Here is a 26447-nt window from a genome sequence, read left to right on the forward strand (position 1 = left end):
CGCGCCTTATGCCACCTTCTTGCCGTCGAAGAACTGTTCGTCCTCGGTCGAGCCGTGCAGCGCGGTGGTCGACGCTTCGCGCTCGACCGTCTGCGTCACCGCGTCGAAGTAGCCGGTGCCGACCTCGCGCTGGTGCTTGACCGCGGTGAAGCCCTTGTCGGCCGCTTCGAACTCGGCCTGCTGCAGTTCGACGAACGCGCTCATCTGCGTGCGGGCATAGCCGTGCGCGAGGTTGAACATCGAGTAGTTCAGCGCGTGGAAGCCGGCCAGCGTGATGAACTGGAACTTGTAGCCCATCGCGCCGAGTTCCTTCTGGAACTTCGCGATCGTCGCGTCGTCGAGGTTCTTCTTCCAGTTGAACGACGGCGAGCAGTTGTACGACAGCATCTTGCCCGGGAACTGCTTGTGGATCGCCTCCGCGAACTTCTTCGCGTACTCGAGATCCGGCTTGCCCGTCTCGCACCACACGAGGTCCGCATACGGCGCATACGCGAGGCCGCGCGAGATCGCCTGCTCGAGGCCCGGCTTGGTGCGGAAAAAGCCTTCGACCGTGCGCTCGCCGGTGAGGAACGGCTTGTCGTTGTCGTCGATGTCGGAGGTGATGAGGTCCGCGGCTTCCGCGTCAGTGCGGGCGACCAGGACGGTCGGCGTGCCCATCACGTCGGCGGCGAGCCGTGCCGCCGACAGCTTCGCCACGGCCTCGCGCGTCGGCACGAGCACCTTGCCGCCCATGTGGCCGCACTTCTTCACCGACGCGAGCTGGTCCTCGAAGTGGACACCCGACGCGCCGGCCTCGATCATCGCCTTCATCAGCTCGAACGCGTTCAGCACGCCGCCGAAGCCGGCTTCCGCGTCCGCGACGATCGGCGCGAAGAAATCGACGTAGCCTTCGTCGCCGGGGTCCTTGCCTTCCGACCACTGGATCTGGTCGGCGCGCGTCAGCGTGTTGTTGATGCGCTTGACGACGAGCGGCACCGAGTTCGCCGGATACAGCGACTGGTCCGGGTACATTTCACCGGCGACGTTCGCGTCGCCGGCCACCTGCCAGCCCGACAGGTAGATGGCCTTCAGCCCGGCCTTCACCTGCTGCATCGCCTGGTTGCCGGTGAGCGCGCCCAGCGCGTTGACGAACGGCTCCTCGTTGATGAGCCGCCAGAGCTTTTCCGCGCCGCGCTTCGCGAGCGTGTGCTCGACGGCGATCGAGCCGCGCAGGCGGACCACGTCGTCGGCCGTATAGCCGCGCTTGATGCCCGTCCAGCGCGGATCGGTGTCCCACTGCTTCTGCAGTTCCAGTGCCTGTTGCTGTCGCGACATGATGTGCTCCTTGATACGGTGTATTGCCTGATGGTTCGAATCGGACGCTGACGATGCTGTTTCGCGAGACCGGTGAAGGTGGCGAAGTCTTGTATAAGAGTCTAGGCAAACCGCCGGAGCGGAAACAGAGGCTTTTCGGAACCCGATGAAATTTTTTAACCGTTATGAATCAGTGGGATATGCGGAGCGTGTCGCATTGAGAAACGGGTTTTTCCATCACGCAACGGCGCGGGTTGTGCCACGCAGCATGATTTTTTACGACGCAAAAAAATTTCCCGCATCGTGAAATGTAGCGCGAGACGAAAAAAAACCGGCGCGGGTGCGCCGGTCTTGCCGATGGCTGGGGCGGCGGGGCCGCCCGGGACGTGCTTACGACGCCGAGTTGCTGCGACGCGGGCCGCCGCTGCGCTGGCTGTCGCGGCGCGGACCGCCGTCGCGGCTGCCGCCCGGCTTGCCGCTCCAGCCGCCGCCGTTGCCGTTGGCATTACCGCCGCCGTAGCTACGGCCATTGCCGCTGCCGTAGCCGCCGCCCGGCTTGCCGCCGAAACGGCGACCGCCGTTACCGCCGCCCGGACGGCCGCGACCGCCGCTGCCCGGCGTGCGGGTCGGTGCCTTGCGCGGCTCGAAGCCTTCGATCACGTTGACCGGCAGCGGCGAGCGCACGAAGCGCTCGATGCGCTTGAGCGCGCCTTGTTCCGCGTGGTGCACGAGGCTCACCGCGGTGCCCGAGCGACCGGCGCGGCCGGTGCGGCCGATACGGTGCACGTAGTCTTCCGCGAACTTCGGCAGGTCGTAGTTGAACACGTGCGTGATGCCGGGGATGTCGATGCCGCGGGCTGCGACGTCGGTCGCGACCAGCACGCGCACGCGACGCTCGCGCAGCGCACGGATCGTGCGGTTGCGCGCGCCCTGCGGCAGGTCGCCGTGCAGCGCGGCCGATTCGAAGCCGGCGTCGGCGAGGCGGCCGGCGAGCTGGTCGGCGTCGATCTTGGTCGCCGTGAAGATGATCGCCTGGTCGAGCGCGTCGTCGCGCAGCAGGTGATCGAGCAGGCGATCCTTGTGGTCGCGGTCGTCGACGTAGTGCACCGTTTGCGCGATGTTCGCGCGCGACTCGATCTTCGCGACGATCTCGATGCGCTCCGGGTTGTTCAGCAGACGGCTCGTCAGCGAACCGATCTTGCCGTCGAGCGTGGCCGAGAACAGCATCGTCTGGCGCGACGCGGGCGTCGCGGCGACGATCGTTTCGATGTCGTCGATGAAGCCCATGTCGAGCATGCGGTCGGCTTCGTCGAGCACGAGCATCTTCAGTTCCGACAGGTCGATGCGGCCGCGCTCGAGGTGGTCGAGCAGGCGGCCCGGCGTCGCGACGAGGATCTCGGGGTTCTTCGCGAGCAGCATCAGCTGCTGGCCGTAGGCCACGCCGCCGAGGATGCTGACCGTGCGCAGGCGACGCAGGTGCTTGCCGTAGGTCGTCGCGGCCGTGGTGACCTGCATCGCGAGTTCGCGGGTCGGCGTCAGCACGAGCAGGCTCGGACGAGCGACCGGTTGCGGGCGGCGCGCACGGCGGTCGCCCTGGTTCGGTTCACGCGGCGCGCGCGGTTGCTGCGCCTGCGATTTCTGGAGCTGCGCGAAGCGTTCGATCGCGGGCAGCATGAAGGCGGCCGTTTTGCCCGAACCGGTCGGGCTCGATACCAGTAGATCCCGGCCGGCGATACCGGCCGGAATCGCGCGCTGCTGCACCGGCGTCGGCTTGGCGTAGCCGGCTGCCTCCAGCGCGGAGACGATCTCCGGCGACAGCCCGAGCGACGCGAAAGTCGGCTCGTCCGACGCCGGTTCGACTGCGGCCGGTGCGGCGGCGTCGAGACCGAGCGCCTGGTCGGCGATCGCGTTGAGCGGGCTGGTGTTGATGCTCGAAGTCATAACAATCCTTGAAACACAGTGGGTGAAACGTCGGCGCCAATCGCGCATACCCAAGTCGTCGGATTCAGCGAGCAAATCGGGAAACGGGTGCAATCCGCCGAACCGTCGGCGGATGAGGCATTAGAAGCTGTTTTGGGTGCGGCGCGCTTCTGGAGCGGGGCCGCCAGCCTGATACGTGACGACCGCGAGGGTCGAAGCAGGAGGGGACAGGTTCTAAACCGGATTGGAGCTTAACGCTACGAGGCGTCGTGCCGGAACGGCTTACGAGCCGAGCGCGGGAGGTGACGCAGCCAGCATTATAAGGAAATTTGCTGCGCTGCGCCACTGATTTGAGCAGTCCTTGCGGCGGGAGGGCCCGATCAGGACGCCGTGCCGTTCTTCAGCGATTCGACCAGCTCGATGTATTGCTGCTTCGCCGCGTCCTGCGACGTGCCTTTCAGCGCTTCCCACGCGTCGTACTTGTACTTGCCGACGATGTCGGTGAAGCCCGGCTTGTCGCCGTGCGCGTCGCCGTCGGTCGCCTGCTTGAACAGCGCGTACAGACGCAGCAGCGTCAGGTTGCCCGGGCGCTCGGTCAGTTGCTTGACGTCGATCTGGGCCTGGTCGAATTGGGCGGTGAGGTCGCTCATCGCGTGTCTCCGTAAATAGTTCACTAAGGGTTTCAGGTCCGGCCGATCTTAACAAGCGCCGCGCCGCGCGGGGTCGAGCGATCCTTCCAAACCGCCCGCGGCGCGCCGCGCGCCCCGCGATCGTCGCCGAACGCCCGTCGGAGCGGGGCGCCGCATTACAATGTCGGCCATGACGCAAACAGTGCTCCTCGCCATCGATACGTCGACCGAATACTGCTCGGTCGCGCTGCTGCGCTCGGCTCCGGCCGACGCCGCCGTTTCCTCCCCGCAAACCTGGGTCCGCCACGAGCTGACGGGCGCCGTGTCCAGCACCCGCGTGCTGCCGGCCGTCCAGGAGCTTTTCGCCGAATCGGGCCTCGCGCTCGCCGATTGCGATGCGATCGCGTTCGGCGCGGGCCCCGGCTCGTTCACCGGCCTGCGTACCGCGACCGGCATCACGCAGGGTCTCGCGTTCGGCCGCGGGCTGCCGGTCGTGCCGGTCGGCACGCTGCTCGTTTGCGCCGAGCACGCGCGGCTGCGCGCGCCGGGCACGACGCGCGTGCTGGCCGCGCTCGATGCGCGGATGGACGAGGCGTACTGGGCCGATTTCGCGTGGGACGAGCGCGCGGGCGACTGGCAGACGCTGCATCCGGCGGCGCTCGATGCGCCGGGCGCGGTCGGCGTGCCCGATGCGCCGTTCACGCTCGCGGGCAACGCCGCCGCCGCGTTCGGTGCGCAATTGCCGGCTGCCGCACGGGCGGCCGTGATCGACGGCGAAGCGCTGCCGCATGCGCTGGCGCTCGCGCATGTCGCGCTGCGCGCGTTCCGCGCCGGCCGCACGGTGCCGGCCGAGCATGCCGCGCCCGAATACGTGCGCGACAAGGTCGCGCAGACCACCGCCGAACGCATGGCCGCGCGCGCCGCGCAGGCAGGCGGAGCGAAGCCATGACGGGCGTGTTGCTCAGCGATCGCTACCTGTCGCCGATGACCGATGCCGATCTCGACGAAGTCGTCGCGATCGAGCAGGTCGCGTACGAATTCCCGTGGAGCCGCGGCAACTTCGAGGATTCGCTGCGCAACGGTTATTTCGGCGTGTGTCTGCGGCACGTGACCGGCGCGCTCGTCGGCTATTGCGTGCTGATGCCGGTGATCGACGAGATGCATTTGTTGAATCTGTGCGTCGCGCCGGCCGTTCAGCAATCGGGCGCGGGCCTCGCGCTGCTGCGCGAAGCGGTGCGCATCGCGCGCGCGGAACGGCTCGACGGCGTGTTGCTCGAGGTGCGGCCGTCCAATGCGCGCGCGATCCATCTGTACGAGCGCTTCGGCTTCGCGACGATCGGCCGGCGCAAGAACTACTATCCGGCGAAGCATCGCAGCCGCGAGGACGCGATCGTGATGCGTCTGACGTTGAACACGGACGAGGGGGACGCGCATGGCGTGGGCTGAAGCAGCGCTCGAGGAAATGGGTCTCGCGCAGATCTGGGTGCGGCGCGGGCAGGGGAGGCAGGGCAGTGCGGCGGGTGATGCGGCGGCTGCATCGACCGCAACGACCGCGACCGCCGTGCCGGCCGACGTCGCTGAGGCCGCGGCCTCGCCAGCGCAACGCACGACGCGATCGGCCCAGCCGGCCCAGGCGGCCCAGCCCGTGCAAGCGCGTGAGGATGCGACGCCCGTCGGCACAGCCATGCCGAGAGCCGAATCGGACCGTCCCGCCCACACCGCCGCCGCGGCCGACCATGCATCGATGCCCGCAACATCGCCCGCTCCCGCGAGCGACATGCCGCTTGCCGCCGAGGACGATTTCGCCTGGTTCGACGCGACGCCGCCCGGCGATCCGCTGCCGCCGGCCGAGATGCGCGCCGACGTCGCGCCGGTCGCGACGCTCGACTGGGACGCACTCGCCGCGCGCGTGGCCGGCTGCACGAGCTGCCGCCTGTGCGAGAAGCGCACGCAGACGGTGTTCGGCGTCGGCGATCGCGAAGCGGACTGGATGCTGATCGGCGAGGCGCCGGGCGAGAACGAGGACAAGCAGGGCGAGCCGTTCGTCGGCCAGGCCGGCAAGCTGCTCGACAACATGCTGCAGTCGCTCACGCTCGCGCGCGGCACGAACGTCTACATCGCGAACGTGATCAAGTGCCGCCCGCCCGGCAACCGCAATCCGGAGCCGGACGAGGTGGCGCGCTGCGAGCCGTATCTGCAGCGCCAGGTCGCGCTCGTGAAGCCGAAGCTGATCGTCGCGCTCGGCCGCTTCGCCGCGCAGACGCTGCTGAAGACGGACGCGAGCATCGCATCGCTGCGCGGCCGCGTGCACGCCTACGAAGGCGTGCCGGTGATCGTCACCTACCATCCGGCCTACCTGCTGCGCAGCCTGCAGGACAAGTCGAAGGCATGGGCCGACCTGTGCCTCGCGCGCGATACGTTCCGGCAGTCGGCGGTCACCGACGCGAGCGGGCCGGCCGGCCGATGACGCACGACGCGGCGTTCGCATTCGTCGATACGCTGCGCGATGCCGCGGTACGCGATCTGGGCTGGCTCCTCGCGAGCCCGAGCCTGCTGACGGCGGCGCCCGGTGCGCCGCTCGCGCATCCCTGGTCGGATGCGATCGAGCGCGTGGCCGTCGAAGCGTGGCTCGCCGCGCTCGACGCCGCGCCGCAGCCGCTGCACCGCGCGCTCGATGGCGTGCGCCCGGTGCGGCTCGGCCGCTATGCCGAATGCCTGCTCGAATATTTCCTCACGCATGGGCCGTCGTTGCGGCTCGTCGCCGCGAACCTGCCGCTGCGCAGCAACGGCAAGACGCTCGGCGAAGTCGACTTTCTCGTCGACGCACCGGACGGGCGGCGCCTGCACTGGGAACTCGCGGTCAAATGCTATCTGTGCGCGCCGGTCGCCGGCGCGGCATCGCTCGCCGATTTCGTCGGCCCGAACCTCGCCGACCGTCTCGACCGCAAGCGCAGCCGGCTGCTCGAGCACCAACTGCGGCTCGGCGATCGGCACGGCTTCGCGCTGCTCGGCTACGGCGCGCCGTCCGACGCGCAGATGTTCGTCAAGGGCTGGCTGTTCTATCCGTACGGCGTGCCACTGCCGCCGGTGTCCGCCGAAATCGCCGACGATCATCCGCGCGGCTTCTGGCTCACGCACGCGCAATGGCCGGCATGGGCGGCCGCGCAACCCGACGGCGCGGCATGGAGCGTGCTGCCGCGGCTCGCGTGGCTCGCGCCGCGCCGGCTCGCGCCGGATGCCGCGCCCGAAGCGCTGGCGGATACGTCCGGCGTGCCGTCCGCGCTCACCGCGCGCCAGGCGCCCGCGCTGATCGGCGTCTATCGGCAGCGTAACGATCGCCTCTGGCGCGAGACGGCGCGCGGCTTCATCGTGCCCGACGACTGGCCGGCGCGCGCTGTCGCGTTCGCCGCGCCGGACCGCTGACGCACGCTCGGCCGGCGCTCACCACCACCGATGGAAGTGATGCACCGGGCCGACGCCGCGACCGACGTCGAGCCGGCCGCTCGCGGCGATCGCGCCGGTCAGGTAGGTCTTCGCGTCGCGTACCGCGCTGTCGAGGTCGGGCCGTTGCGGCAGCAATGCGGCGATCGCCGACGCGAGCGTGCAACCGGTGCCGTGCGTATTGCTGAGCGGCACGCGCGCGCCGTCGAGCCGCACCGCGTGCGCGGCGTCGACGAGCCAGTCGGGGCTCACGGCCGCATCGGGCAGGTGACCGCCTTTCATCAGCACCGCGCGCGCGCCGGTCTGCAGCAGCGCGCGGCCTTGCCGGACCATGTCGTCCTCGGTCGTCGCGTGCGCATCGCCGAGCAGCGCGGCCGCTTCGGGGAGGTTCGGCGTGACGACGGTTGCGAGCGGCAGCAGCGCGCTGCGCAGCGCATCGACCGCGTCGGGCGCGAGCAGCGCGTGCGCGCTCTTCGAGATCATCACCGTGTCGAGCACGACGAACCGCGGCGCGTAACGCCGCAGCGCCTCGGCCACCGCATGCACGATCGACGCGTTCGCGAGCATGCCGATCTTCACCGCGTCGATCCGGATGTCGTCGAACACCGCATCGAGCTGCGCGGTGACGAACGCGGCGTCGGGCGCATGCACGCCGGTCACGCCGCGCGTGTTCTGCGCGGTCAGCGCGGTGATCGCGCTCGCGCCGTACGCGCCGAGTGCGGAGAAGGTCTTCAGATCGGCCTGGATGCCCGCGCCGCCGCCCGAATCGGAACCGGCGATCGTCAGGACGTTGGGTATCGGGTGCGTCATGATGGCAACGCGCCGGTTCGACGACCGGCGCGGATGGACTGGAGCGGAAGGAACGGCAAGTGTAGCGTCAGTGCCGCGATTCGCCGATCAGCGCGACCGAGTCGAATTGACGCTGATTCGCCTGATGGCGGCGCATCACGAGCCACATCGTCAGGCAGACGAACGTGCCGAACAGCACGATCACGATGCCGACCGGCACGTCGAGCCAGACCAGCACCGCATACAGGCACAGCATCACGAGCACCGACAGGTTCTCGTTGAAGTTCTGCACCGCGATCGAGTGGCCGGCCGACAGCAGCACGTGGCCGCGATGCTGCAGCAGCGCGTTCATCGGAACGACGAAGTAGCCGGACAGCGCGCCGACGGCGATCAGGAAAAGGTAGGCGACGATCAGGTAGACCGGCAGGCGCAGATGGCCGATATGCACGGCCCAGTGCGCCGGGAACAGGTTGCGCGTATAGAACGCCATCAGCATCACGGCGATGCCCATCATGATGCCGACCGGCAGCACGGTGAGCGACTTCTTCAGCGGGATCCGCGCGGCAGCGGCGATTGCGCCGCCCGCGACGCCGACCGCGACGACCGCCTGCAGGATCGCGCCTTCCGACAGCGACATGTTCAGCGATACCTCGGCCCACTTCAGCACGATGAACTGCAGCGTCGCGCCCGCGCCCCAGAACAGCGTCGTGACCGCGAGCGAAATCTGGCCGAGCTTGTCGCGCCAGAGCACCATGAAACAGTCGGCGAAGTCGGTGAGCAGCTTGACCGGGCCGCGCTCCTGCTTCGGGTAGCGGGCGCCGGTATCGGGAATGCGCAGATTGAACAGCGCGGCGACCACGTAGATCATCATGATGATCGCCATCGCGGCTTCGGCCGGCGTGGCGATCCACGCAGGCGTGTGCGCGATCACGTGCACCGCGATGTGCGGGCTGATCAGCGCGCCGCCGAGCACGGTGCCGAGAATGATCGAGCTGACCGTCGTGCCTTCGATCCAGCCGTTCGCGGCCACCAAGCGGTCGGCTGGCAGCAGCTCGGTCAGAATCCCGTATTTGGCCGGCGAGTACGCGGCGGCGCCGAACCCGACGATCCCGTACGCGAACAGCGGATGGGCGCCGACCAGCATGATCAGGCAGCCGAGGACCTTGATCGTGTTCGTGATGAACATCACGCGGCCCTTCGGGCGCGAGTCGGCGAATGCGCCGACGTACGCGGCCAGCACCACATAGGACAACACGAAGAACAGCTTGAGCAGCGGTGTCATCCAGTTGGGCGCGTGGAGGTCTTTCAGCAGGGCGATGGCGGCGATGAGAAGCGCATTGTCGGCCAGCGACGAGAAAAACTGCGCGGCCATGATGGTGTAAAAACCTTTTTTCATCTGATGCGATGCTTTCGTCGCTGCGGCAGGGCCGCGTAGGCCGCCTGGTATGCGATCGGCTTATTCCGTTCGAAATGGGTTGTGCGCAGGGCTTTATAACACGAAAATACGGCAGTTCGGACTAGCAAGATCCCCCGATCGTTCCGCAAAGTGTCGGCTTCGGTGCTCAAAAGGCGCGGTAAGCTGCTGATTTGCAAGCGTCTTTACGTAAATTTCCCATGCCGCGCCCGATCTCCGCCACCATCCATACCGCCGCTCTCGCGAACAATCTCTCCGTCGTGCGTCGCTTTGCCGGTCCGTCCAAGGTCTGGGCGGTCGTCAAGGCCAATGCGTACGGCCACGGTCTCGCGCGCGTGTTTCCCGGCCTGCGCGGCACCGACGGCTTCGGCCTGCTCGATCTCGACGAAGCGGTGAAGCTGCGCGAGCTCGGCTGGGCCGGCCCGATCCTGTTGCTCGAGGGGTTCTTCCGCTCGACCGACATCGACGTGATCGACCGCTACAGCCTCACGACCACCGTCCACAACGACGAGCAGATGCGGATGCTCGAGACGGCGCGGCTGTCGAAGCCCGTCAACGTGCAGCTCAAGATGAACAGCGGGATGAACCGGCTCGGCTACCAGCCGGAAAAATACCGCGCCGCATGGGAGCGTGCGCGCGCGTGCCCGGCGATTGGCCAGATCACGCTGATGACGCATTTTTCGGATGCCGACACCGAGCGCGGCGTCGCCGAGCAGCTCGCGACGTTCGAGCGCGGCGCGGAAAACATCGCCGGCGCGCGCAGCCTCGCGAATTCGGCCGCCGTGCTGTGGCATCCGGACACGCACTTCGACTGGGTGCGGCCGGGGATCGTGCTGTACGGCGCATCGCCGTCGGGGCTCTCGGCCGACATCGCCGACACGGGCCTGCAGCCGACGATGACGCTCACGTCCGAGCTGATCGCCGTCCAGACGATCGCGAAGGGGCAGGCGATCGGCTATGGGTCGACGTTCTCGGCGCCGGCCCGGATGCGCATCGGCGTCGTCGCGTGCGGTTACGCGGACGGCTATCCGCGCGTCGCGCCCGAAGGCACGCCGGTGATCGTCGACGGGGTCCGCACGCGGATCGTCGGCCGCGTGTCGATGGACATGATCACCGTCGACCTGACCCCGTGCCCGCAGGCCGGCGTCGGCGCGCGCGTCGAGCTGTGGGGCAACACGCTGCCGATCGACGACGTCGCGCGCCATTGCGGAACCATCGGCTATGAATTGATGTGTGCGGTCGCGCCTCGCGTACCGGTGCGGGCTGAATAAGGGCGACGCGTGGCGAAACAGAAAACCGTCTACGTCTGCAGCGAGTGCGGCGGACAAACCCCGAAATGGCAGGGCCAGTGCCCGTCGTGCCATGCCTGGAACACGCTCGTCGAGTCGGTCGCGGAATCGCCGGCCGCCCATCGGTTCCAGTCGCTCGCGAAACGCGCACCGGTGCAGCGCCTGGCCGACATCGAGGCAGCCGACGTGCCGCGTTTCTCGACCGGCATCGGCGAATTCGACCGCGTGCTGGGCGGCGGCCTGGTGCCCGGCGGCGTGGTGCTGATCGGCGGCGATCCGGGCATCGGCAAGTCGACGCTGTTGCTACAGTCGCTCGCCGACATCGCGAGCGAGCGGCGCGCGCTGTATATCAGCGGCGAGGAGTCGGCCGCGCAGATCGCGTTGCGCGCGCAGCGGCTCGCGCTGCTCGACGGCGGCGCGCCGGTGGCCGAGTTGAAGCTGCTCGCCGAGATCCAGCTCGAGAAGATCCAGGCCGCGATCGACACCGAACGGCCCGACGTGGCCGTCGTCGACTCGATCCAGACGGTGTACTCGGAGGCGCTGACCTCGGCGCCCGGGTCGGTCGCGCAGGTGCGTGAGTGCGCGGCGCAGCTCACGCGCATCGCGAAGCAGTCGGGCACCGCGATCATCATGGTCGGCCACGTGACGAAGGAGGGCAATCTCGCGGGCCCGCGCGTGCTCGAGCACATCGTCGACACGGTGCTGTACTTCGAAGGTGACACCCATTCGTCGTTCCGGCTCGTGCGCGCGTTCAAGAACCGCTTCGGTGCGGTCAACGAGCTCGGCGTGTTCGCGATGACCGAGCGCGGGCTGCGCGGCGTCGCGAATCCGTCGGCGCTGTTCCTGTCGCAGCATGAGCAGGTCGTGCCCGGCTCCTGCGTGCTGGTCACGCAGGAGGGGACGCGCCCGCTGCTCGTCGAAATCCAGGCGCTCGTGGATACGGCCCATGTGCCGAATCCACGCCGGCTCGCGGTCGGCCTCGAGCAGAACCGGCTCGCGATGCTGCTCGCGGTGTTGCACCGGCACGCGGGTATCGCGTGCTTCGACCAGGACGTGTTCCTGAACGCGGTGGGCGGCGTGAAGATCACCGAGCCGGCCGCCGACCTCGCGGTGCTGCTGGCGATCCATTCGTCGATGCGCAACAAGGCGTTGCCGAAGGGGCTGATCGTGTTCGGCGAAGTGGGGCTCGCGGGCGAGATCCGGCCGTCGCCGCGCGGCCAGGAGCGGCTGCGCGAGGCCGCGAAGCTCGGTTTCACGGCCGCGCTGATTCCGAAGGCGAATGCGCCGAAGCAGCCGATCGAAGGGCTGAACGTGATGGCCGTCGAGCGCATCGAGCAGGCGATTGACCGCGTGCGCGAGCTCGAATGAGGCGGTGCGGCCGGCGTCGCCGCAGACGGTCGGTCGCGTAACGTGCTGTAAACGATATGTAGGCAGTTGTAACCCGCCGGACATCGCTTTTCCCTATCCTTTGCCCGATTGTCGAACCGCGCAATGCGAAGGGAACCTATGTTGAAACCGTATAGGGAAGCGCCGAGCGGACGCCTTTACCAGCTGCGCGGCTGCCGCGTGTCGGAGCCGATCGTCCAGCCGTGGGGCGGCGGATGCCGGATCGTCGAGTGGATCGACGACGAAGGACGCCTCGCGCGCCGCGTCGTGTCCGAGGACGTGACGGAAGCGGAAGTCGCCGCGGCGATTCGCCGGCCGATCGAAGGGCGGCGTCACCTGATGGGCGACGACGAGCAGTTGCCGCGCGATACGCTGCCGCGGCGTTGAGCGGCGGTGCGATCGGGGCAGATCGGCGCAGGTCGGTGCATCGACGTCGAACGCGGTATGGGCAAAGAGGCCGGGCAAATGCCCGGCCTCTTTGCATTCGGGCCGGCAAACCGGTAAACCGGCACGTCCGTCGACGTGCGGCGCGCCGCCGCCGCGCGGCTGCCGTGGGCGCGCACACGACGGCGTCCGACTGGCGTTGCCGTTCAGCGTTGCCGTTCAGCCGATCTGCTCGAGCTCTTCCTGCACCGCGAGCCACTCCGCCTCGACGGCTTCGAGGCGCGTCGTGACTTCGCCGAGCGTGCGGATCGCGTCGGTCAGCTCCGTCTTGCGGGCGGCCTCGTAGCTCGCCGGATCGGCGACGAACGCATCGAGCCGCGCCTTTTCCGCATGCAGCGTTTCCATTTGCTTTTCGAGCTTCGAGATGCGGTTCTGCAGCGGCTTCTTCAGCTGCGACAGGCGCTGACGCTCCTCGGCGGCCTGGCGCTTCTGATCCTTGCGATTGACGCCGGGCTCCGTAGCGGACGCCGCGCTGTCGGCCTTCGCGGCCGCGCGTTGCTCGGCCGCGTGCTGTAGCAGCCAGTCGCGGTAATCGTCGAGGTCGCCGTCGAACGGCTGCAGCCGGTGCTTGGCGACGAGCATGAACTGGTCGGTCGTCGCGCGCAGCAGATGGCGGTCGTGCGACACGAGGATCAGCGTGCCTTCGAACTGCGCGAGCGCCATCGTCAGCGCGTGACGCGTTTCGAGATCGAGGTGGTTGGTCGGCTCGTCGAGCAGCAGCAGATTCGGCTTTTGCCAGATGATCAGCGCGAGCGCGAGCCGCGCCTTCTCGCCGCCCGAGAACGGGCCGACCGCGCTCGTCGCCATGTCGCCCGAGAAATTGAAGCCGCCGAGGAAGTCGCGCAACTCCTGCTCGCGCGTGTCGGGCGCGAGCCGGGCGAGATGCGCGAGCGGCGAATCGTCTTCGCGCAGCGTTTCCAGCTGATGCTGCGCGAAATAGCCGATCGTCAGCCCCTTGCCTTCGCGCACGTGGCCGGACAGCGGCGCGAGCGTGCCGGCCAGCGTCTTGATCAGCGTCGACTTGCCCTGGCCGTTCGCGCCGAGCAGGCCGATGCGCTGGCCGTTCTGGATCGACAGCGTGACGCGCTCGACGATCGGAATTTCCGCACCGTCGTCGGCATGGTAGCCGCAGCGGACGTCTTCCATCACGAGCATCGGGTTCGGCGCCGCGTCGGGCGTGCGGAACTCGAACGTGAACGGCGACGCGATGTGCGCGGGCGCGATCAGCTCCATCTTCTCGAGCGCCTTCATCCGGCTTTGCGCCTGCTTCGCCTTGGTGGCCTTCGCCTTGAAGCGGTCCACGAAGCTCTGCAGATGCTCGATCGTCTTCTGCTGCTTCTCGTAGGCGCTTTGCTGCAGCGCCAGCTGCTGCGCGCGCAGCACTTCGAACTGCGAGTAGTTGCCGCCGTAGCGCTTCACCTGGCGATTCTCCAGATGCAGCGTGACGTTGCAGATCGAATCGAGGAATTCGCGGTCGTGCGAGATCACGACCAGCGTGCCGGCGTAGCGGTGCAGCCAGTCTTCGAGCCAGACGATCGCGTCGAGGTCGAGGTGGTTGGTCGGCTCGTCGAGCAGCAGCAGGTCGGAACGGCACATCAGCGCCTGCGCGAGGTTCAGCCGCATGCGCCAGCCGCCCGAGAAGCTGGCGACCGATTCGCGCGTCTGCGCGAGCGTGAAGCCCAGGCCGAGCAGCAGCGCTTCGGCGCGCGCCGGCGCCGTATAGCCGTCGGCGTCGGCGAATGCCGCGTGCGCGTCGGCCTCGGCTGCGCCGTCATGCGCGGCCGAGGCCGCGGCGATGCGCGCCTCGATCTCGCGCAGCGCGGTGTCGCCGTCGAGCGTGTAGTCGAGCGCCGAGCGGTCGACGGCCGGCGTTTCCTGCGACACGTGGGCGATGCGCCACGACGGCGGCATCGCGAAATCGCCTCCGTCGGAATGCAGCTCGCCGCGCAGCACCGCGAACAGCGTCGATTTGCCGGCGCCGTTCGCGCCGATCAGGCCGGCTTTCTCGCCGGGATTGAGCACGAACGAGGCCGACTCGAACAGCGGCTTGGTGCCGCGCGCAAGGCTGAACTGATTGAAACGGATCACGGCGGGAATGGCTGACGAAAACCGCTATTCTAGACTGCGCGCGCGCCGTGCCGGAGATCGTCCGTTCGGCCAGTGCCGCAACGGCGCGATTTCGCCTAGACTCCACGTCGGTCCGGTTTCATATAAGGAGTGCCCGATGTCCACCCTGTATTCGTTCAGCGCAGAGACGCTCGCCGGTGAGCCGGTGTCGCTCGACGCGTATCGCGGCAAGGTCCTGCTGATCGTCAACACCGCGAGCGAGTGCGGTTTCACGCCGCAGTACGCGGGCCTGCAGAAGCTGTACGACCGATACGCGGCGCGCGGCTTCTTCGTGCTCGGCTTTCCGTGCAACCAGTTCGGCAAGCAGGAGCCGGGCGATGCGACGCAGATCGGCGCGTTCTGCGAGCGCAACTACGGCGTCACGTTCCCGATGTTCGCGAAGATCGACGTGAAGGGCGACCACGCGCATCCGCTGTACCGCTACCTGACTGACGAGGCGCCCGGCATCCTGGGCCTGAAGGCGATCAAATGGAACTTCACGAAGTTTCTGATCGGTCGCGACGGGCGCATCGTCAAGCGCTACGCGCCGTCGACGAAGCCCGAGGAGATCGCCGCGGATATCGACAAGCTGCTGTGATGGTGGGCTGAGCGAGTTCGTGTCGAGCGAGGCGGTAAGGCGGCACCGCACGAGCGGCGCGAATGCATGCGGGCCGCGCCGCGTGGCGGCCCATACGGCCCGCTACAGAATCGGCGCGAACAGCCGGGCGACGTGCATCGCGATGCGCCGCCATGCAGGCGAGCGCCGATACTCGGTGGCGTCGACCTCGTCCGCCAGCGCGAAGTCGGCATCGAGCATCGCCGCGACGTCCGCTGCGAACGCCGCGTCGACGGTCAGCACCATGATCTCGAAGTTGAGCCGGAACGAACGGTTGTCGAGGTTCGCGCTGCCGACCGCGGCCGCGACGCGATCGATCAGCACGACCTTCTGGTGGAGGAAGCCGCTGCGGTAGCGGAACACCTTGACGCCGGCGTCGACGAGGTCGCGCGCATAGAGCTTCGACGCCTCGAACACGACGTAGTGGTCGCGCCGGCTCGGTATCAGGATGCGCACGTCGACGCCGCGCATCACCGCGAGCTTCAGCGCGGCGAGCACCGCTTCGTCGGGCACGAGATACGGCGTCGTGATCCACACCCGTTCGCGCGCGGCGTTGATCGCCTCGACGAAGAACAGCGAGCCGGTTTCCTGTTTGTCGGCCGGCCCCATCGGCACGGCCAGGCAGTGCATCGTGTCGCCGGGCAGGGCGGCCGGCGGCGCGGCGAGCGCCGGCAGCGTCTGCGTGGCCCAGTGCCAGTCTTCGGCGAACACGTACTGGATGCTCGCGACCACCGGCCCGCGGATCTCGATATGGGTATCGCGCCACGGCGACAGGCGCGGGTTCGCGCCGAGATATTCGACGCCGACGTTGTGGCCGCCGACGAACGCGCGGTCGCCGTCGACGACGACGATCTTGCGATGGTTGCGGAAGTTCAGCTGGAAGCGGTTGACGAACTTGCGGCGGGTCGCGAACGGATGCACGTCGACGCCGCCGCGGCGCAGCGTGTCGACGTAGTTGCGCGGCAGATCGAAGCTGCCGATGCTGTCGTACAGCAGATAGCAGCGCACGCCGGCTGCGGCGCGCGCGAGCAGTGCATCGCTGAGCATCCGGCCGAGCGCGTCGTCGCGCACGATGAAGAACTGGACGATCACGTAGTCGCGCGCGGCGTCGATCGCCGCGAGGATCGCCGCGAAGGTCGCATCGCCGTTGACCAGCGTGCGCACGGTGTTGCCGCCGACGAACGGCATCCCGCCGAGACGCGTGAGCGCGAGCACGGCGGCCGGGCCGATCGCGGCGGCTGCCGGCCCGTCGGCGCCGTGCGCATCGAGCCACGGTGCGCGCTGCGTATGCGTGCGCAGCGCCCGCAACTCCTGGCGGCGCGCGTCGACGTAGCCGGAGAACTTGCTGCGGCCGAGGAACAGATAGGGGACCAGCGTGAGGTACGGCATCGCGACGAGCGACACGGCCCACGCGACCGCGCCTTGCGACGTGCGCGTGTTCATGATCGCGTGGCACGCCGCGACGATCCCGAGCACATGGATGGCCAGGAGCAGGGTGCCGAGGTGAAGCCAGTCATGAAGCCAGTCGAAGGTCATAGGCGCGTGGCGGACGGCTGGAGTCGTGCGGCGCGACGGCCGCTTACGCGCATCTTACCGAACCGTGCGGGGCGGCGGGGCACCGCATCGCACGGTTCGCGTCCGGCATGCGCGGGGCGTTCAGCCCTTGCGCGGCAGGTCCGACGCCTGGATCAGGAACACCGCGTCGTCGCCGGCGCTGGTCGGCAGCCACGTGAGCTCCAGGCCGCCGAACGCCGCTTCGACGTTCTCGCGCTCGTTGCCGATCTCGACGACGAGCACGCCGTCGTCGTGCAGCCACCGGTGCGCTTCGCCGACGATCCGCCGCACGATGTCCATGCCGTCGTCGCCGCCGGCGAGCGCCATCTCGGGCTCGTGGCGGTATTCGGGCGGCAGCGCCGCCATCGACGCCGCATTCACGTACGGCGGGTTCGTCAGGATCACGTCGTAGCGCCCGTCGGGCTCGGCGCGGAATGCGGGCAGCGGCGCGTAGAGGTCGCCGCGATGCAGCGTGATGCGGTCGTCGAGCCCGTAGTCGCGCACGTTGATGCGCGCGACTTCGAGCGCGTCGTCGGACAAGTCCACCGCGTCGATGTCCGCATTCGGAAACGCGCTCGCCGCGAGGATCGCGAGGCAGCCCGAGCCGGTGCACAGCTCCAGCACGGCGCCGACCTGCTCCGGATCGGCCACGTACGGCTGCAGTCCGTCGTCGAGCAGCTCGCCGATGAACGAGCGCGGCACGATCACGCGCTCGTCGACGTAGAAGCGGTGGCCGTGCATCCACGCTTCATGGGTCAGGTACGCGGCCGGCACGCGGTCCGCCGCGCGCCGTTCTATCACGGCGAGCACGGCCGCGATTTCGTCGGGCAGCAGGCGCGCGTCGAGGAACGGTTCGAGCGTGTCGAGCGGCAGGTCGAGCGTGTGCAGTACGAGGTAGGCGGCTTCGTCGTAAGCGTTGTCCGAGCCGTGGCCGAACGCGAGCTTCGCTTTCGAGAAGCGCGTGACCGCGTAGCGCAGCAGGTCGCGAACGGTTGCAAAAGGTGTCGTCATGCGAGGCTCCGTCAGGCGATCAGTTGTTCGAGCACGCGGCGGTACACGTTTTTCAGCGGGTCGACGAAGCGCAGCTCGATGTGCTCGTCGATCTTGTGGATGCTGCCGTTCGGCGGCCCGAACTCGATCACCTGCGGGCAGATGCGCGCGATGAAGCGGCCGTCGGAGGTGCCGCCCGTCGTCGACAGCTCGGTCGTGACGCCGGTCTCGGCGCGGATCGCGTGCTCGAGCGCGTTCGACAGCTCGCCGCGCGGCGTGAGGAACGGCAGGCCGCTCACCGACCACTTCAGCGTGTAGTCGAGGCCGTGCTTGTCGAGGATCGCATGCACGCGTGCCTGCAGGCCTTCGACGGTACTCGCGGTCGAAAAGCGGAAGTTGAACATCAGGTCGGCGTGGCCGGGGATCACGTTGGTCGCGCCGGTGCCGGCGCGCAGGTTCGACACCTGCCAGGTGGTCGGCGGGAAGTACTCGTTGCCGGCGTCCCACTGTTCGGCGGCGAGCTCGGCGAGCGCCGGCGCGAGCAGGTGAATCGGGTTCTTCGCGAGGTGCGGGTAGGCGATGTGGCCTTGCACGCCCTTGACGATCAGTTCGCCCGACATCGAGCCGCGGCGGCCGTTCTTCACGACGTCGCCGAGCTCGGCGCTGGAGGTCGGCTCGCCGACGATGCAGTAGTCGAGGCGCTCGCCGCGCGCGTCGAGCAGCTCGACGACCTTCACGGTGCCGTCGGTGGCCGGGCCTTCCTCGTCGCTCGTGATCAGGAACGCGATCGCGCCGCGATGATCGGGGTGCGCGGCGACGAATTCCTCGGACGCGACGACGAACGCCGCGAGCGACGTCTTCATGTCGGCCGCGCCGCGGCCGTACAGCTTGCCGTCGCGATGTGCGGGAATGAACGGCGGCGAGGTCCATTGCTCGAGCGGGCCGGTCGGCACGACGTCGGTGTGGCCCGCGAACGCGAGCAGCTTGCCGTCGCGGCCGGCGGTGCCGCGCTTGACGGCCCACAGGTTGGTCACGCCGTGCGACGCGATGGTCTCGCATTCGAAGCCGAGCGCGGCGAGGCGCTCGGTCATGATCTGCTGGCAATGCTGGTCGTCGGGCGTGACGGACGCGCGGGCGATCAGCTGTTCGGTAAGGGCTAGGGTGGCGGACATGGTTCGGACCACTTTCGATGAAAAATGCCGGCGCGGTGGCCGGCAGCGATGAGACGGCGGGCCGCGCCCGCGGGCGCGGCGCGGGCGACCCTAGGCGGCGAACAGCGCCGCGTATTGATCGGCCGCGAAGCCGAGCGACTTCACGCGACCGTTGACGACGAGCACGGGGCGCTTGATGACCGACGGCTTGTGGATCATCAGCGCGACCGCGCCCGACTTCGTTTCCGCGGCCGCCTTCATGGCGTCGTCGAGGCCGCGCCAGGTGGTGCCGCGCTTGTTGACGAGCGCGTCGAGCGACACGTCCTTCAGCCAGTCCTCGACGAGCGGTGCGCTGACGCCGAGCTTCTTGAAGTCGTGGAATTCGAACTCGACGCCGTGCTCGTCGAGCCAGACGCGGGCCTTCTTCACGGTGTCGCAGTTCGGAATGCCGTAGACGACCACGGTGCGCGGCTTGGCCATCAGTCGCCTCGCAGCAGCTCGTTCAGGCCGACCTTCGCGCGGGTCTTCGCGTCGACTTTCTTCACGATCACTGCGCAGTACAGGCTGTGCGAGCCGTCCTTCGACGGCAGGTTGCCCGCGACGACGACCGAGCCGGCCGGGATGCGGCCGTAGCTCACTTCGCCGGTTTCGCGATCGTAGATCTTCGTGCTCTGGCCGAGATAAACGCCCATCGAGATGACCGAGTTTTCCTCGACGATCACGCCTTCGACCACTTCCGAGCGCGCGCCGATGAAGCAGTTGTCTTCGATGATGACCGGGTTCGCCTGCAGCGGCTCGAGCACGCCGCCGATGCCGACGCCGCCCGACAGGTGGACGTTCTTGCCGATTTGCGCGCACGAGCCGACGGTCGCCCACGTATCGACCATCGTGCCTTCGTCGACGTAGGCGCCGATGTTGGTGTACGACGGCATCAGCACGACGTTCTTCGCGATGAACGAGCCGCGGCGCGCAATGGCCGGCGGCACGACGCGGAAGCCGCCCGCGGCGAAGTCGTCGGCCGTGTAGTTCGCGAACTTCGACGGCACCTTGTCGTAGAACTGCGAGTAGCCGCCGGCGGGCATCGGCGCGTTGTCCTCCAGACGGAACGACAGCAGCACCGCCTTCTTCAGCCACTGATGCACGGTCCAGTTGCCGTCGATCTTCTCGGCGACGCGCAGCGCACCTTTGTCGAGTTGCTCGATCGCGTGAGCGACGGCTTCGCGCACGTCGGCGGGCGCGGCCTTCGGCGACAGCTCGGCGCGGTTTTCCCAGGCGGTATCGATGATTTGCTGAAGTTGTTGCGACATGTTCGTTTTCGCAGGAGATGAATGGAATTGATCGGGATGGACGTGTTACCGCGCGAGAGCGCGGCAGAACTCGACGATGCGTTGCGCGCCCTCGACGCATTCGGGGGTGCCCGCGACGAGCGCGATCCGGATGAAATCGCGGCCCGGATTCGTGCCGTGCGCATCGCGCGCGAGGTACGAGCCGGGCAGAACCGTCACATTATAGTCGGCGTACAGGCGGCGGGCGAACTCGGTGTCCGACAGGCCGGTGCGCGCGACGTTGGCCCACAGATAGAACGCGGCGTCGGGCAGCTTCGCGTCGATCACGTCGGCGAGCATCGGCGTGACGGTCGCGAACTTCTGCAGATACAGCGCGCGGTTGTCGCGCACGTGCGCCTCGTCGTTCCACGCGGCGATGCTCGCGTGCTGCCAGACCGGCGACAGCGCGGCGCCGTGGTAGGTGCGGTACAGCAGGAATTTCTTCAGCAGCGCGGCGTCGCCCGCGACGAAGCCGGAGCGCATGCCCGGCACGTTCGAGCGCTTCGACAGGCTCGACAGCATCACCAGCCGCTCGAAGCCGCGGCCGAGGCGGTGCGCGGCCTCGAGGCCGCCGAGCGGCGGCGCCGCTTCGTCGAAATAGATTTCCGAATAGCACTCGTCGGACGCGATCACGAAACCGTGGCGGTCCGACAGCGCGAACAGCTCGCGCCAGTCGTCGAGCGTCAGCACGGCGCCCGTTGGGTTGCCGGGCGAGCACACGTACAGCAGCTGGGTGCGCGCCCACACTTCGTCGGGCACGGCCGCGTAGTCGCACGCGAAATTGCGCGCCGGGTCGCTGTTCGCGAAATAGGGTTCGGCACCGGCCAGCAGCGCCGCGCCTTCGTAAATTTGATAGAACGGATTCGGACAGAGTACGATCGCCTTCTTGCCGTCCGCGCGCGGTCGCGCGTCGATCACTGTCTGCGCGAGCGAGAACAGCGCTTCGCGCGAGCCCGACACCGGCAGCACCTGCGTGGCCGCGTCGATCGCCGGCAGCCCGTAGCGGCGTTCGAGCCAACGGGCGATCGAAGCGCGCAGCGCGTCCGAGCCGGCCGTGGCCGGGTACGACGCGAGGCCGTCGAGCGATGCCACGACGGCGTCGCGGATCAGCGCCGGGGTCGGGTGCTTGGGCTCGCCGATGCCGAAGCTGATCGGTTTCAGGCCGGCGGTCGGCGTCACGTCCTTGAACAGGGCGCGCAGCTTTTCGAAGGGATAGGGCTGGAGCGAGTCGAGTCGAGGGTTCACGGGCGAAGCGGCCATCGCGGCCGGTTGGAGCGAAAGGAGCGGCGCGCAGGCCGCACGGTTGCGAACGGGCGCGGAAGGCGCGCGGCTCGCGACCGACGATTATAACGTGACGCCATGCGCTCACGGCCCGCCGCGACGGCGGCCGGGGCGGGCGAACCAAGGGTATCGAAGCACATGAACAACGCGGTACGCGGCAGCCTGCCGACGCTCGCCATCCTGATCGGCGCATCGGTGTGGGGCCTGATCTGGTATCCGCTGCGCATCCTCGCGTCGCTGGGGCTGACCGGCACGCTCGCCAGCGCGCTGACGAGCGCGGTCGCGTTCCTGTTCGTGATCGTCGTGCGGCGCCGCACCATCGCGACGCTGCGCTGGCACTGGGTGCTGCCGGGCATCGCGATCACGGCCGGCGTGACGAATCTCGGCTTCGTATGGGGCACGATGCACGGCGAAGTGCTGCGCGTGATGCTGCTGTTCTATCTGACGCCGGCATGGACGGCGATCTACGCGCACTTCCTGCTGCGCGAGCGGCTCACCTGGGCCGGCGCCGGGCTCGCGGCGCTGTCGATCGGCGGCGCGATGCTGATGCTGTGGTCGCCGGCGCTCGGCTTGCCGCTGCCGGCCAATCCGGCGGAATGGGCGGGGCTCGCGGCCGGGCTCAGTTTCGCGATGAGCAACGTGCTGGTGATCAAGGCGAGCCGTGAAGTGCCGCAGATGCGCGCCGAGATGCGTACCGCGACGCTGTTCGGCGGCGCGGCGGTGTTCGGCGCGATCGCGTCGCTGGTCGAAGGGCTGCCGGCCGCGCCGGCCGGCAGCCACCTCGGGCTCGCCGCCTCGATCGTCGTCGCGATCGGCGTGACGATGGCCGCCAACAACCTGCTGGTCCAGTACGGGCTCGCGCGCGTGCCGGCGAACCGCGCATCGATCATCATGCTGTTCGAGATCGTGATCACCGCGCTGTCGGCGTGGGTGTTCGCCAATGAACTGCCGAGCGCGCGCGAGTGGGCGGGCGGCGCGTGCATCGTGCTCGCGACGCTGCTGTCGAGCCGCGTGCATCGTGCGGCGCCGAAGTCCGGCGAACCCGGCGACGGGCGGGACGGTGCACGCGCGATGGTATGATGAACGCCGTTTGCGGGGCCCAACGCTGGAAATGCGCGCGGCCCCGTTTTTGAATTCCGGGGCGCATCGCGCATACGGGGCATGTGGCCCCGCACCGCGCGGCTCCGTCCGTTTCACCTCTTCTTCACATCCGATACCGCCGTGCGTCTGAGCTCGATCAAACTCGCTGGCTTCAAATCCTTCGTCGATCCCACGCATTTCCAGGTTCCGGGCCAGCTCGTCGGCGTGGTCGGCCCGAACGGATGCGGCAAGTCCAACATCATCGATGCCGTGCGCTGGGTGCTCGGCGAGTCGCGCGCGTCCGAGCTGCGCGGCGAGTCGATGCAGGACGTGATCTTCAACGGCTCGACCGCCCGCAAGCCCGGCAGCCGGGCGAGCGTCGAACTGATCTTCGACAACTCCGACGGCCGCGCGGCCGGCCAGTGGGGCCAGTACGGCGAGATCGCCGTGAAGCGCGTGCTCACGCGCGACGGCACGTCGAGCTACTACATCAACAACCTGCCGGCGCGGCGTCGCGACATCCAGGACATCTTCCTCGGCACCGGCCTCGGTCCGCGCGCATACGCGATCATCGGCCAGGGGATGATCGCGCGGATCATCGAGGCGAAGCCCGAAGAACTGCGCGTGTTCCTCGAAGAAGCCGCCGGCGTGTCGAAGTACAAGGAGCGCCGCCGCGAGACCGAGAACCGCCTGCACGACACGCGCGAGAACCTGACGCGCGTCGAGGACATCGTGCGCGAACTCGGCGCGAACCTCGAGAAGCTCGAGGCGCAGGCCGTCGTCGCCACCAGGTACAAGGAACTCGTCGCCGACGGCGAGGAGAAGCAGCGGCTGTTGTGGCTGCTGCGCAAGAACGAGGCCGCGGGCGAGCAGCAGAAGCAGCAGCGCGCGATCGAGCAGGCGCAGATCGACCTCGACGCGCAGACCGCCAAGCTGCGCGAAGTCGAGGCGCAGCTCGAGACGCTGCGCGTCGCGCATTACTCGGCGAGCGACGCGATGCAGGGCGCGCAGGGCGCGCTCTACGAGGCGAACGCCGAAGTGAGCCGCCTCGAGGCCGAGATCAAGTTCATCGTCGAATCGCGCAACCGCGTGCAGGCGCAGATCGCCGCGCTGAACGCGCAGCGCGAGCAATGGCGCGCGCAGGCCGAGAAGGCGCAGGACGAGCTCGAGGAAGCGGAAGAAGCGCGCGCGATCGCCGACGAAAAGGCCGCGCTGGCCGAGGACGCGGCCGCCGCCAAGCATGACGCGCTGCCGGCGCTCGAAGCGAAATGGCGCGACGCGCAGGCGCAGCTCAACGACGAGCGCGCGCGCATCGCGCAGACCGAACAGTCGCTGAAGCTCGAAGCCGCACACCAGCGCAACGCCGACCAGCAGCTGCAACAGCTGCAGCAGCGCCACGAGCGGCTGAAGTCGGAGGCCGGCGGTCTCGACGCGCCCGACGAGGCGCAGCTCGAGGAGCTGCGCATGCAGCTCGCCGAGCAGGAAGAGGTGCTCGCCGAAGCGCAGGCGCGTCTGGCCGATGCGCAGGAAACCCTGCCGCGGCTCGACGGCGAACGCCGCGCCGCGCACGAGCGCGTGCAGGCCGAAAGCGCGCAGATTCACCAGCTCGAGGCGCGCCTCGCCGCGCTCAAGCAGCTGCAGGAGAACGTGCAGACCGAAGGCAAGATCCAGCCGTGGCTCGACAAGCACGAGCTCGGCGCGCTGCCGCGGCTGTGGAAGAAGCTGCATGTCGAAGCCGGCTGGGAAGCCGCGCTCGAAGCGGTGCTGCGCGAGCGCCTCGCGGCGCTCGAGGTGTCGAATCTCGACTGGGTGAAGGCGTTCGCCACCGATGCGCCGCCCGCGAAGCTCGCGTTCTACGCGCCGCCCGCGGCGGGCGAGCCGCCGGTCGCCGCAGCCGGGCTGCGCCCGGTGCTGTCGCTCGTGCGCATCGACGATGCGGGCATCCGTGCGGTGCTGAACGACTGGCTCGGCAACGTGTACGTCGCCGACGACGTCGCGCAGGCGCTCGCGACGCGTGCGCAACTGCCGGCAGGCGGCGCGTTCGTCGTGAAGGCCGGTCACATCGTGACGCGGGTCGGCGTGCAGTTGTACGCGGCCGATTCGGAGCAGGCCGGGATGCTGGCCCGCCAGCAGGAAATCGAGAACCTCGCGCGCCAGGTGCGGGCACAGGCGCTGCTCGCCGACGAGGCGCGCACCGCCGCCGTGCGCGCGGAGGCCGCGCACACGCAGGCCGCGCAGGCGCTCGGCGACGTGCGCGCGCAGGCCGACCGCGCGACGCAGCGCGTGCATGCGCTGCAGATGGACGTGCTGAAGCTCGCGCAAGCGCACGAGCGCTACACGCAGCGCAGTACGCAGATCCGCGAGGAGCTCGAGGAAATCGGCGCGCAGATCGACGAGCAGCGTGCGCTGCGGGCGGAATCGGAAGCCAACTTCGAGCGTTTCGACGGCGAACTGGCGGAGCTGCAGGCGCGCTTCGAGGACAACCAGCTCGCCTTCGAGGCGCTGGACGAATCGCTGACGCAGGCGCGCCAGGAAGCGCGCGACCTCGAGCGCGGCGCGAACGACGCGCGCTTCGCGGCGCGCAACGCGGTCACGCGCATCGACGAGCTCAAGCGCAGCATCCAGGTCGCGCACGAGCAGAGCGAGCGCGTCGCCGTGTCGCTCGAGGACGCACGCGCGGAACTCGAAACGATCAACGAGCAGACCGCGCACACGGGCCTGCAGGACGCGCTCGAGATTCGCGCGGCGAAGGAGCAGGCGCTGCAGGCCGCGCGGCTCGAACTCGACGACCTGACCGCGAAGCTGCGCGCATCGGACGAGCAGCGCCTCGTCGCCGAGCGTTCGCTGCAGCCGCTGCGCGACCGCATCACCGAGCTGCAGCTGAAGGAGCAGGCCGCGCGCCTCGCGGTCGAGCAGTTCGCCGAGCAGCTCGCGGCGGCCGAGGTCGACGAGGAAGCGCTGCGCGAGAAGCTCACGCCCGATCTGAAGCCGTCGTACCTGCAGGGCGAAGTCACGCGCCTGAACAACGCGATCAACGCACTCGGCCCGGTCAACATGGCCGCGCTCGACGAGCTGAAGGCGGCGAGCGAGCGCAAGGTGTTCCTCGACGCGCAGTCGGCCGACCTGACCGACGCGATCACGACGCTCGAGGACGCGATCCACAAGATCGACCAGGAAACCCGCACGCTGCTGCAAGGCACCTTCGACGAGGTCAACCGCCATTTCAGCGATCTGTTCCCGCGCCTGTTCGGCGGCGGCCAGGCGAAGCTGATCATGACGGGCGACGAGATCCTCGACGCGGGCGTGCAGGTGATGGCGCAGCCGCCGGGCAAGAAGAACGCGACGATCCACCTGCTGTCGGGCGGCGAGAAGGCGCTCACCGCGACCGCGCTGGTGTTCGCGATGTTCCAGCTGAATCCGGCGCCGTTCTGTCTGCTCGACGAGGTCGACGCGCCGCTCGACGACGCGAACACCGAGCGTTTCGCGAACCTCGTGCGCGCGATGTCCGACAAGACGCAGTTCCTGTTCATCTCGCACAACAAGATTGCGATGGAGATGGCGCAGCAGCTGATCGGCGTGACGATGCAGGAGCAGGGCGTGTCGCGCATCGTCGCGGTGGACATGGAAACCGCCGCGGGTTTTGCCCAGAATTGACGTTTGACGAAACCGGACCGCGTTCGCGCGGCGCATGGGCGCCCGTTCGCGGTTCCGACGAAAAAGAATTGCTGATGGAGCGTGC

At 68.6% G+C, this 26447-nt stretch carries 22 protein-coding genes; 10 read left to right on the top strand and 12 right to left on the bottom strand.

Features of this window, described 5'->3' with window-relative positions; all coding sequences use genetic code 11:
- Positions 1 to 6 precede the first annotated feature (6 nt).
- The 3 genes from aceA to AK36_RS19140 form a co-directional block, all read right to left on the bottom strand.
- Entirely contained in the window at positions 7 to 1314 is a 1308-nt protein-coding gene (gene aceA / locus AK36_RS19130; RefSeq protein ID WP_014723240.1) for an isocitrate lyase, read from the bottom strand.
- Between the two features lie 369 nt (positions 1315 to 1683).
- Positions 1684 to 3234: a DEAD/DEAH box helicase gene (locus AK36_RS19135; RefSeq protein ID WP_045578972.1), complete on the bottom strand. Its 1551-nt coding sequence runs from the start codon at positions 3232 to 3234 to the stop codon at positions 1684 to 1686.
- A gap of 359 nt (positions 3235 to 3593) precedes the next feature.
- Positions 3594 to 3863, bottom strand: a complete 270-nt coding sequence (locus AK36_RS19140) for an acyl-CoA-binding protein (protein WP_014723238.1) — start codon at positions 3861 to 3863, stop codon at positions 3594 to 3596.
- Positions 3864 to 4023: 160 nt separating this feature from the next.
- Here AK36_RS19140 and tsaB point away from each other — a divergent pair, with 160 nt between their 5' ends.
- From tsaB to AK36_RS19160, 4 genes are read left to right on the top strand one after another with little or no spacing between them, the layout of a single operon-like run.
- Positions 4024 to 4791 carry a tRNA (adenosine(37)-N6)-threonylcarbamoyltransferase complex dimerization subunit type 1 TsaB gene (gene tsaB, locus AK36_RS19145; protein WP_011885169.1) on the top strand — a complete coding sequence of 256 codons (768 nt, stop codon included), beginning with the start codon at positions 4024 to 4026 and terminating at the stop codon, positions 4789 to 4791.
- The gene (rimI, locus tag AK36_RS19150) at positions 4788 to 5288 is read left to right on the top strand and encodes a ribosomal protein S18-alanine N-acetyltransferase (RefSeq protein ID WP_045578973.1); all 501 of its coding nucleotides are present in this window, start codon (positions 4788 to 4790) and stop codon (positions 5286 to 5288) included. Before tsaB ends, rimI begins: the two co-directional genes overlap by 4 nt.
- Positions 5275 to 6309 carry a uracil-DNA glycosylase gene (locus tag AK36_RS19155; RefSeq protein ID WP_045578974.1) on the top strand — a complete coding sequence of 345 codons (1035 nt, stop codon included), beginning with the start codon at positions 5275 to 5277 and terminating at the stop codon, positions 6307 to 6309. Before rimI ends, AK36_RS19155 begins: the two co-directional genes overlap by 14 nt.
- Positions 6306 to 7265, top strand: coding sequence for a DUF1853 family protein (locus tag AK36_RS19160; protein WP_045578975.1), 960 nt, complete (start codon positions 6306 to 6308; stop codon positions 7263 to 7265). The genes AK36_RS19155 and AK36_RS19160 overlap by 4 nt, the downstream gene beginning before the upstream one ends.
- Positions 7266 to 7283: 18 nt before the next feature.
- On the opposite strand, the gene thiD is transcribed toward AK36_RS19160, so the two are convergent.
- Together thiD and lplT are read right to left on the bottom strand one after the other, a co-directional pair.
- Complete coding sequence (thiD, locus tag AK36_RS19165; protein WP_011885165.1) at positions 7284 to 8093, bottom strand: bifunctional hydroxymethylpyrimidine kinase/phosphomethylpyrimidine kinase; 810 nt, start codon at positions 8091 to 8093, stop codon at positions 7284 to 7286.
- A gap of 67 nt (positions 8094 to 8160) precedes the next feature.
- On the bottom strand, positions 8161 to 9468 hold the full coding sequence (lplT, locus tag AK36_RS19170) for a lysophospholipid transporter LplT (RefSeq protein WP_045578976.1): 1308 nt from the start codon (positions 9466 to 9468) through the stop codon (positions 8161 to 8163).
- Positions 9469 to 9686: 218 nt separating this feature from the next.
- Here lplT and alr point away from each other — a divergent pair, with 218 nt between their 5' ends.
- From alr to AK36_RS19185, 3 genes are all read left to right on the top strand, one after another.
- A complete protein-coding gene (alr, locus tag AK36_RS19175) occupies positions 9687 to 10757 on the top strand; it encodes an alanine racemase (RefSeq protein ID WP_011885163.1) in 1071 nt (356 codons plus the stop codon).
- 9 nt (positions 10758 to 10766) lie between these two features.
- Positions 10767 to 12143: a DNA repair protein RadA gene (gene radA / locus AK36_RS19180; protein ID WP_011885162.1), complete on the top strand. Its 1377-nt coding sequence runs from the start codon at positions 10767 to 10769 to the stop codon at positions 12141 to 12143.
- Between the two features lie 138 nt (positions 12144 to 12281).
- Entirely contained in the window at positions 12282 to 12548 is a 267-nt protein-coding gene (locus AK36_RS19185) for a DUF2866 domain-containing protein (RefSeq protein WP_014723233.1), read from the top strand.
- Positions 12549 to 12764: 216 nt separating this feature from the next.
- Here the strand turns inward: AK36_RS19185 and AK36_RS19190 are convergent, their stop codons facing one another.
- Complete coding sequence (locus tag AK36_RS19190) at positions 12765 to 14693, bottom strand: ATP-binding cassette domain-containing protein (RefSeq protein ID WP_014723232.1); 1929 nt, start codon at positions 14691 to 14693, stop codon at positions 12765 to 12767.
- A 136-nt stretch (positions 14694 to 14829) separates the two neighbouring features.
- Between AK36_RS19190 and AK36_RS19195 the strand changes: the two genes are divergently transcribed.
- Positions 14830 to 15309 (top strand): glutathione peroxidase, encoded by a 480-nt coding sequence (locus AK36_RS19195; protein WP_014723231.1) that lies wholly within the window; start codon positions 14830 to 14832, stop codon positions 15307 to 15309.
- Between the two features lie 102 nt (positions 15310 to 15411).
- Here AK36_RS19195 and cls read toward each other — a convergent pair whose 3' ends face one another.
- From cls to dapC, 6 genes are all read right to left on the bottom strand, one after another.
- Positions 15412 to 16863: a cardiolipin synthase gene (cls, locus tag AK36_RS19200; protein WP_045578977.1), complete on the bottom strand. Its 1452-nt coding sequence runs from the start codon at positions 16861 to 16863 to the stop codon at positions 15412 to 15414.
- A gap of 120 nt (positions 16864 to 16983) precedes the next feature.
- Positions 16984 to 17892 carry a 50S ribosomal protein L3 N(5)-glutamine methyltransferase gene (gene prmB / locus AK36_RS19205; RefSeq protein WP_034195306.1) on the bottom strand — a complete coding sequence of 303 codons (909 nt, stop codon included), beginning with the start codon at positions 17890 to 17892 and terminating at the stop codon, positions 16984 to 16986.
- Between the two features lie 11 nt (positions 17893 to 17903).
- On the bottom strand, positions 17904 to 19043 hold the full coding sequence (gene dapE, locus AK36_RS19210; RefSeq protein WP_014723228.1) for a succinyl-diaminopimelate desuccinylase: 1140 nt from the start codon (positions 19041 to 19043) through the stop codon (positions 17904 to 17906).
- A gap of 90 nt (positions 19044 to 19133) precedes the next feature.
- Complete coding sequence (locus AK36_RS19215) at positions 19134 to 19502, bottom strand: ArsC family reductase (RefSeq protein WP_011885155.1); 369 nt, start codon at positions 19500 to 19502, stop codon at positions 19134 to 19136.
- On the bottom strand, positions 19502 to 20329 hold the full coding sequence (gene dapD / locus AK36_RS19220; protein WP_045578978.1) for a 2,3,4,5-tetrahydropyridine-2,6-dicarboxylate N-succinyltransferase: 828 nt from the start codon (positions 20327 to 20329) through the stop codon (positions 19502 to 19504). Before dapD ends, AK36_RS19215 begins: the two co-directional genes overlap by 1 nt.
- 45 nt (positions 20330 to 20374) lie before the next feature.
- The gene (gene dapC / locus AK36_RS19225; protein WP_045578979.1) at positions 20375 to 21607 is read right to left on the bottom strand and encodes a succinyldiaminopimelate transaminase; all 1233 of its coding nucleotides are present in this window, start codon (positions 21605 to 21607) and stop codon (positions 20375 to 20377) included.
- 159 nt (positions 21608 to 21766) lie between these two features.
- On the opposite strand from dapC, the gene AK36_RS19230 reads away from it, so the two are divergent.
- On the top strand, positions 21767 to 22708 hold the full coding sequence (locus AK36_RS19230; RefSeq protein ID WP_014723226.1) for a DMT family transporter: 942 nt from the start codon (positions 21767 to 21769) through the stop codon (positions 22706 to 22708).
- A 141-nt stretch (positions 22709 to 22849) separates the two neighbouring features.
- On the top strand, positions 22850 to 26362 hold the full coding sequence (gene smc, locus AK36_RS19235; protein WP_011885152.1) for a chromosome segregation protein SMC: 3513 nt from the start codon (positions 22850 to 22852) through the stop codon (positions 26360 to 26362).
- Positions 26363 to 26447: the final 85 nt, after the last annotated feature.

Origin of the sequence: Burkholderia vietnamiensis LMG 10929 (assembly GCF_000959445.1) — a bacterium.
Taxonomy (GTDB): domain Bacteria; phylum Pseudomonadota; class Gammaproteobacteria; order Burkholderiales; family Burkholderiaceae; genus Burkholderia; species Burkholderia vietnamiensis.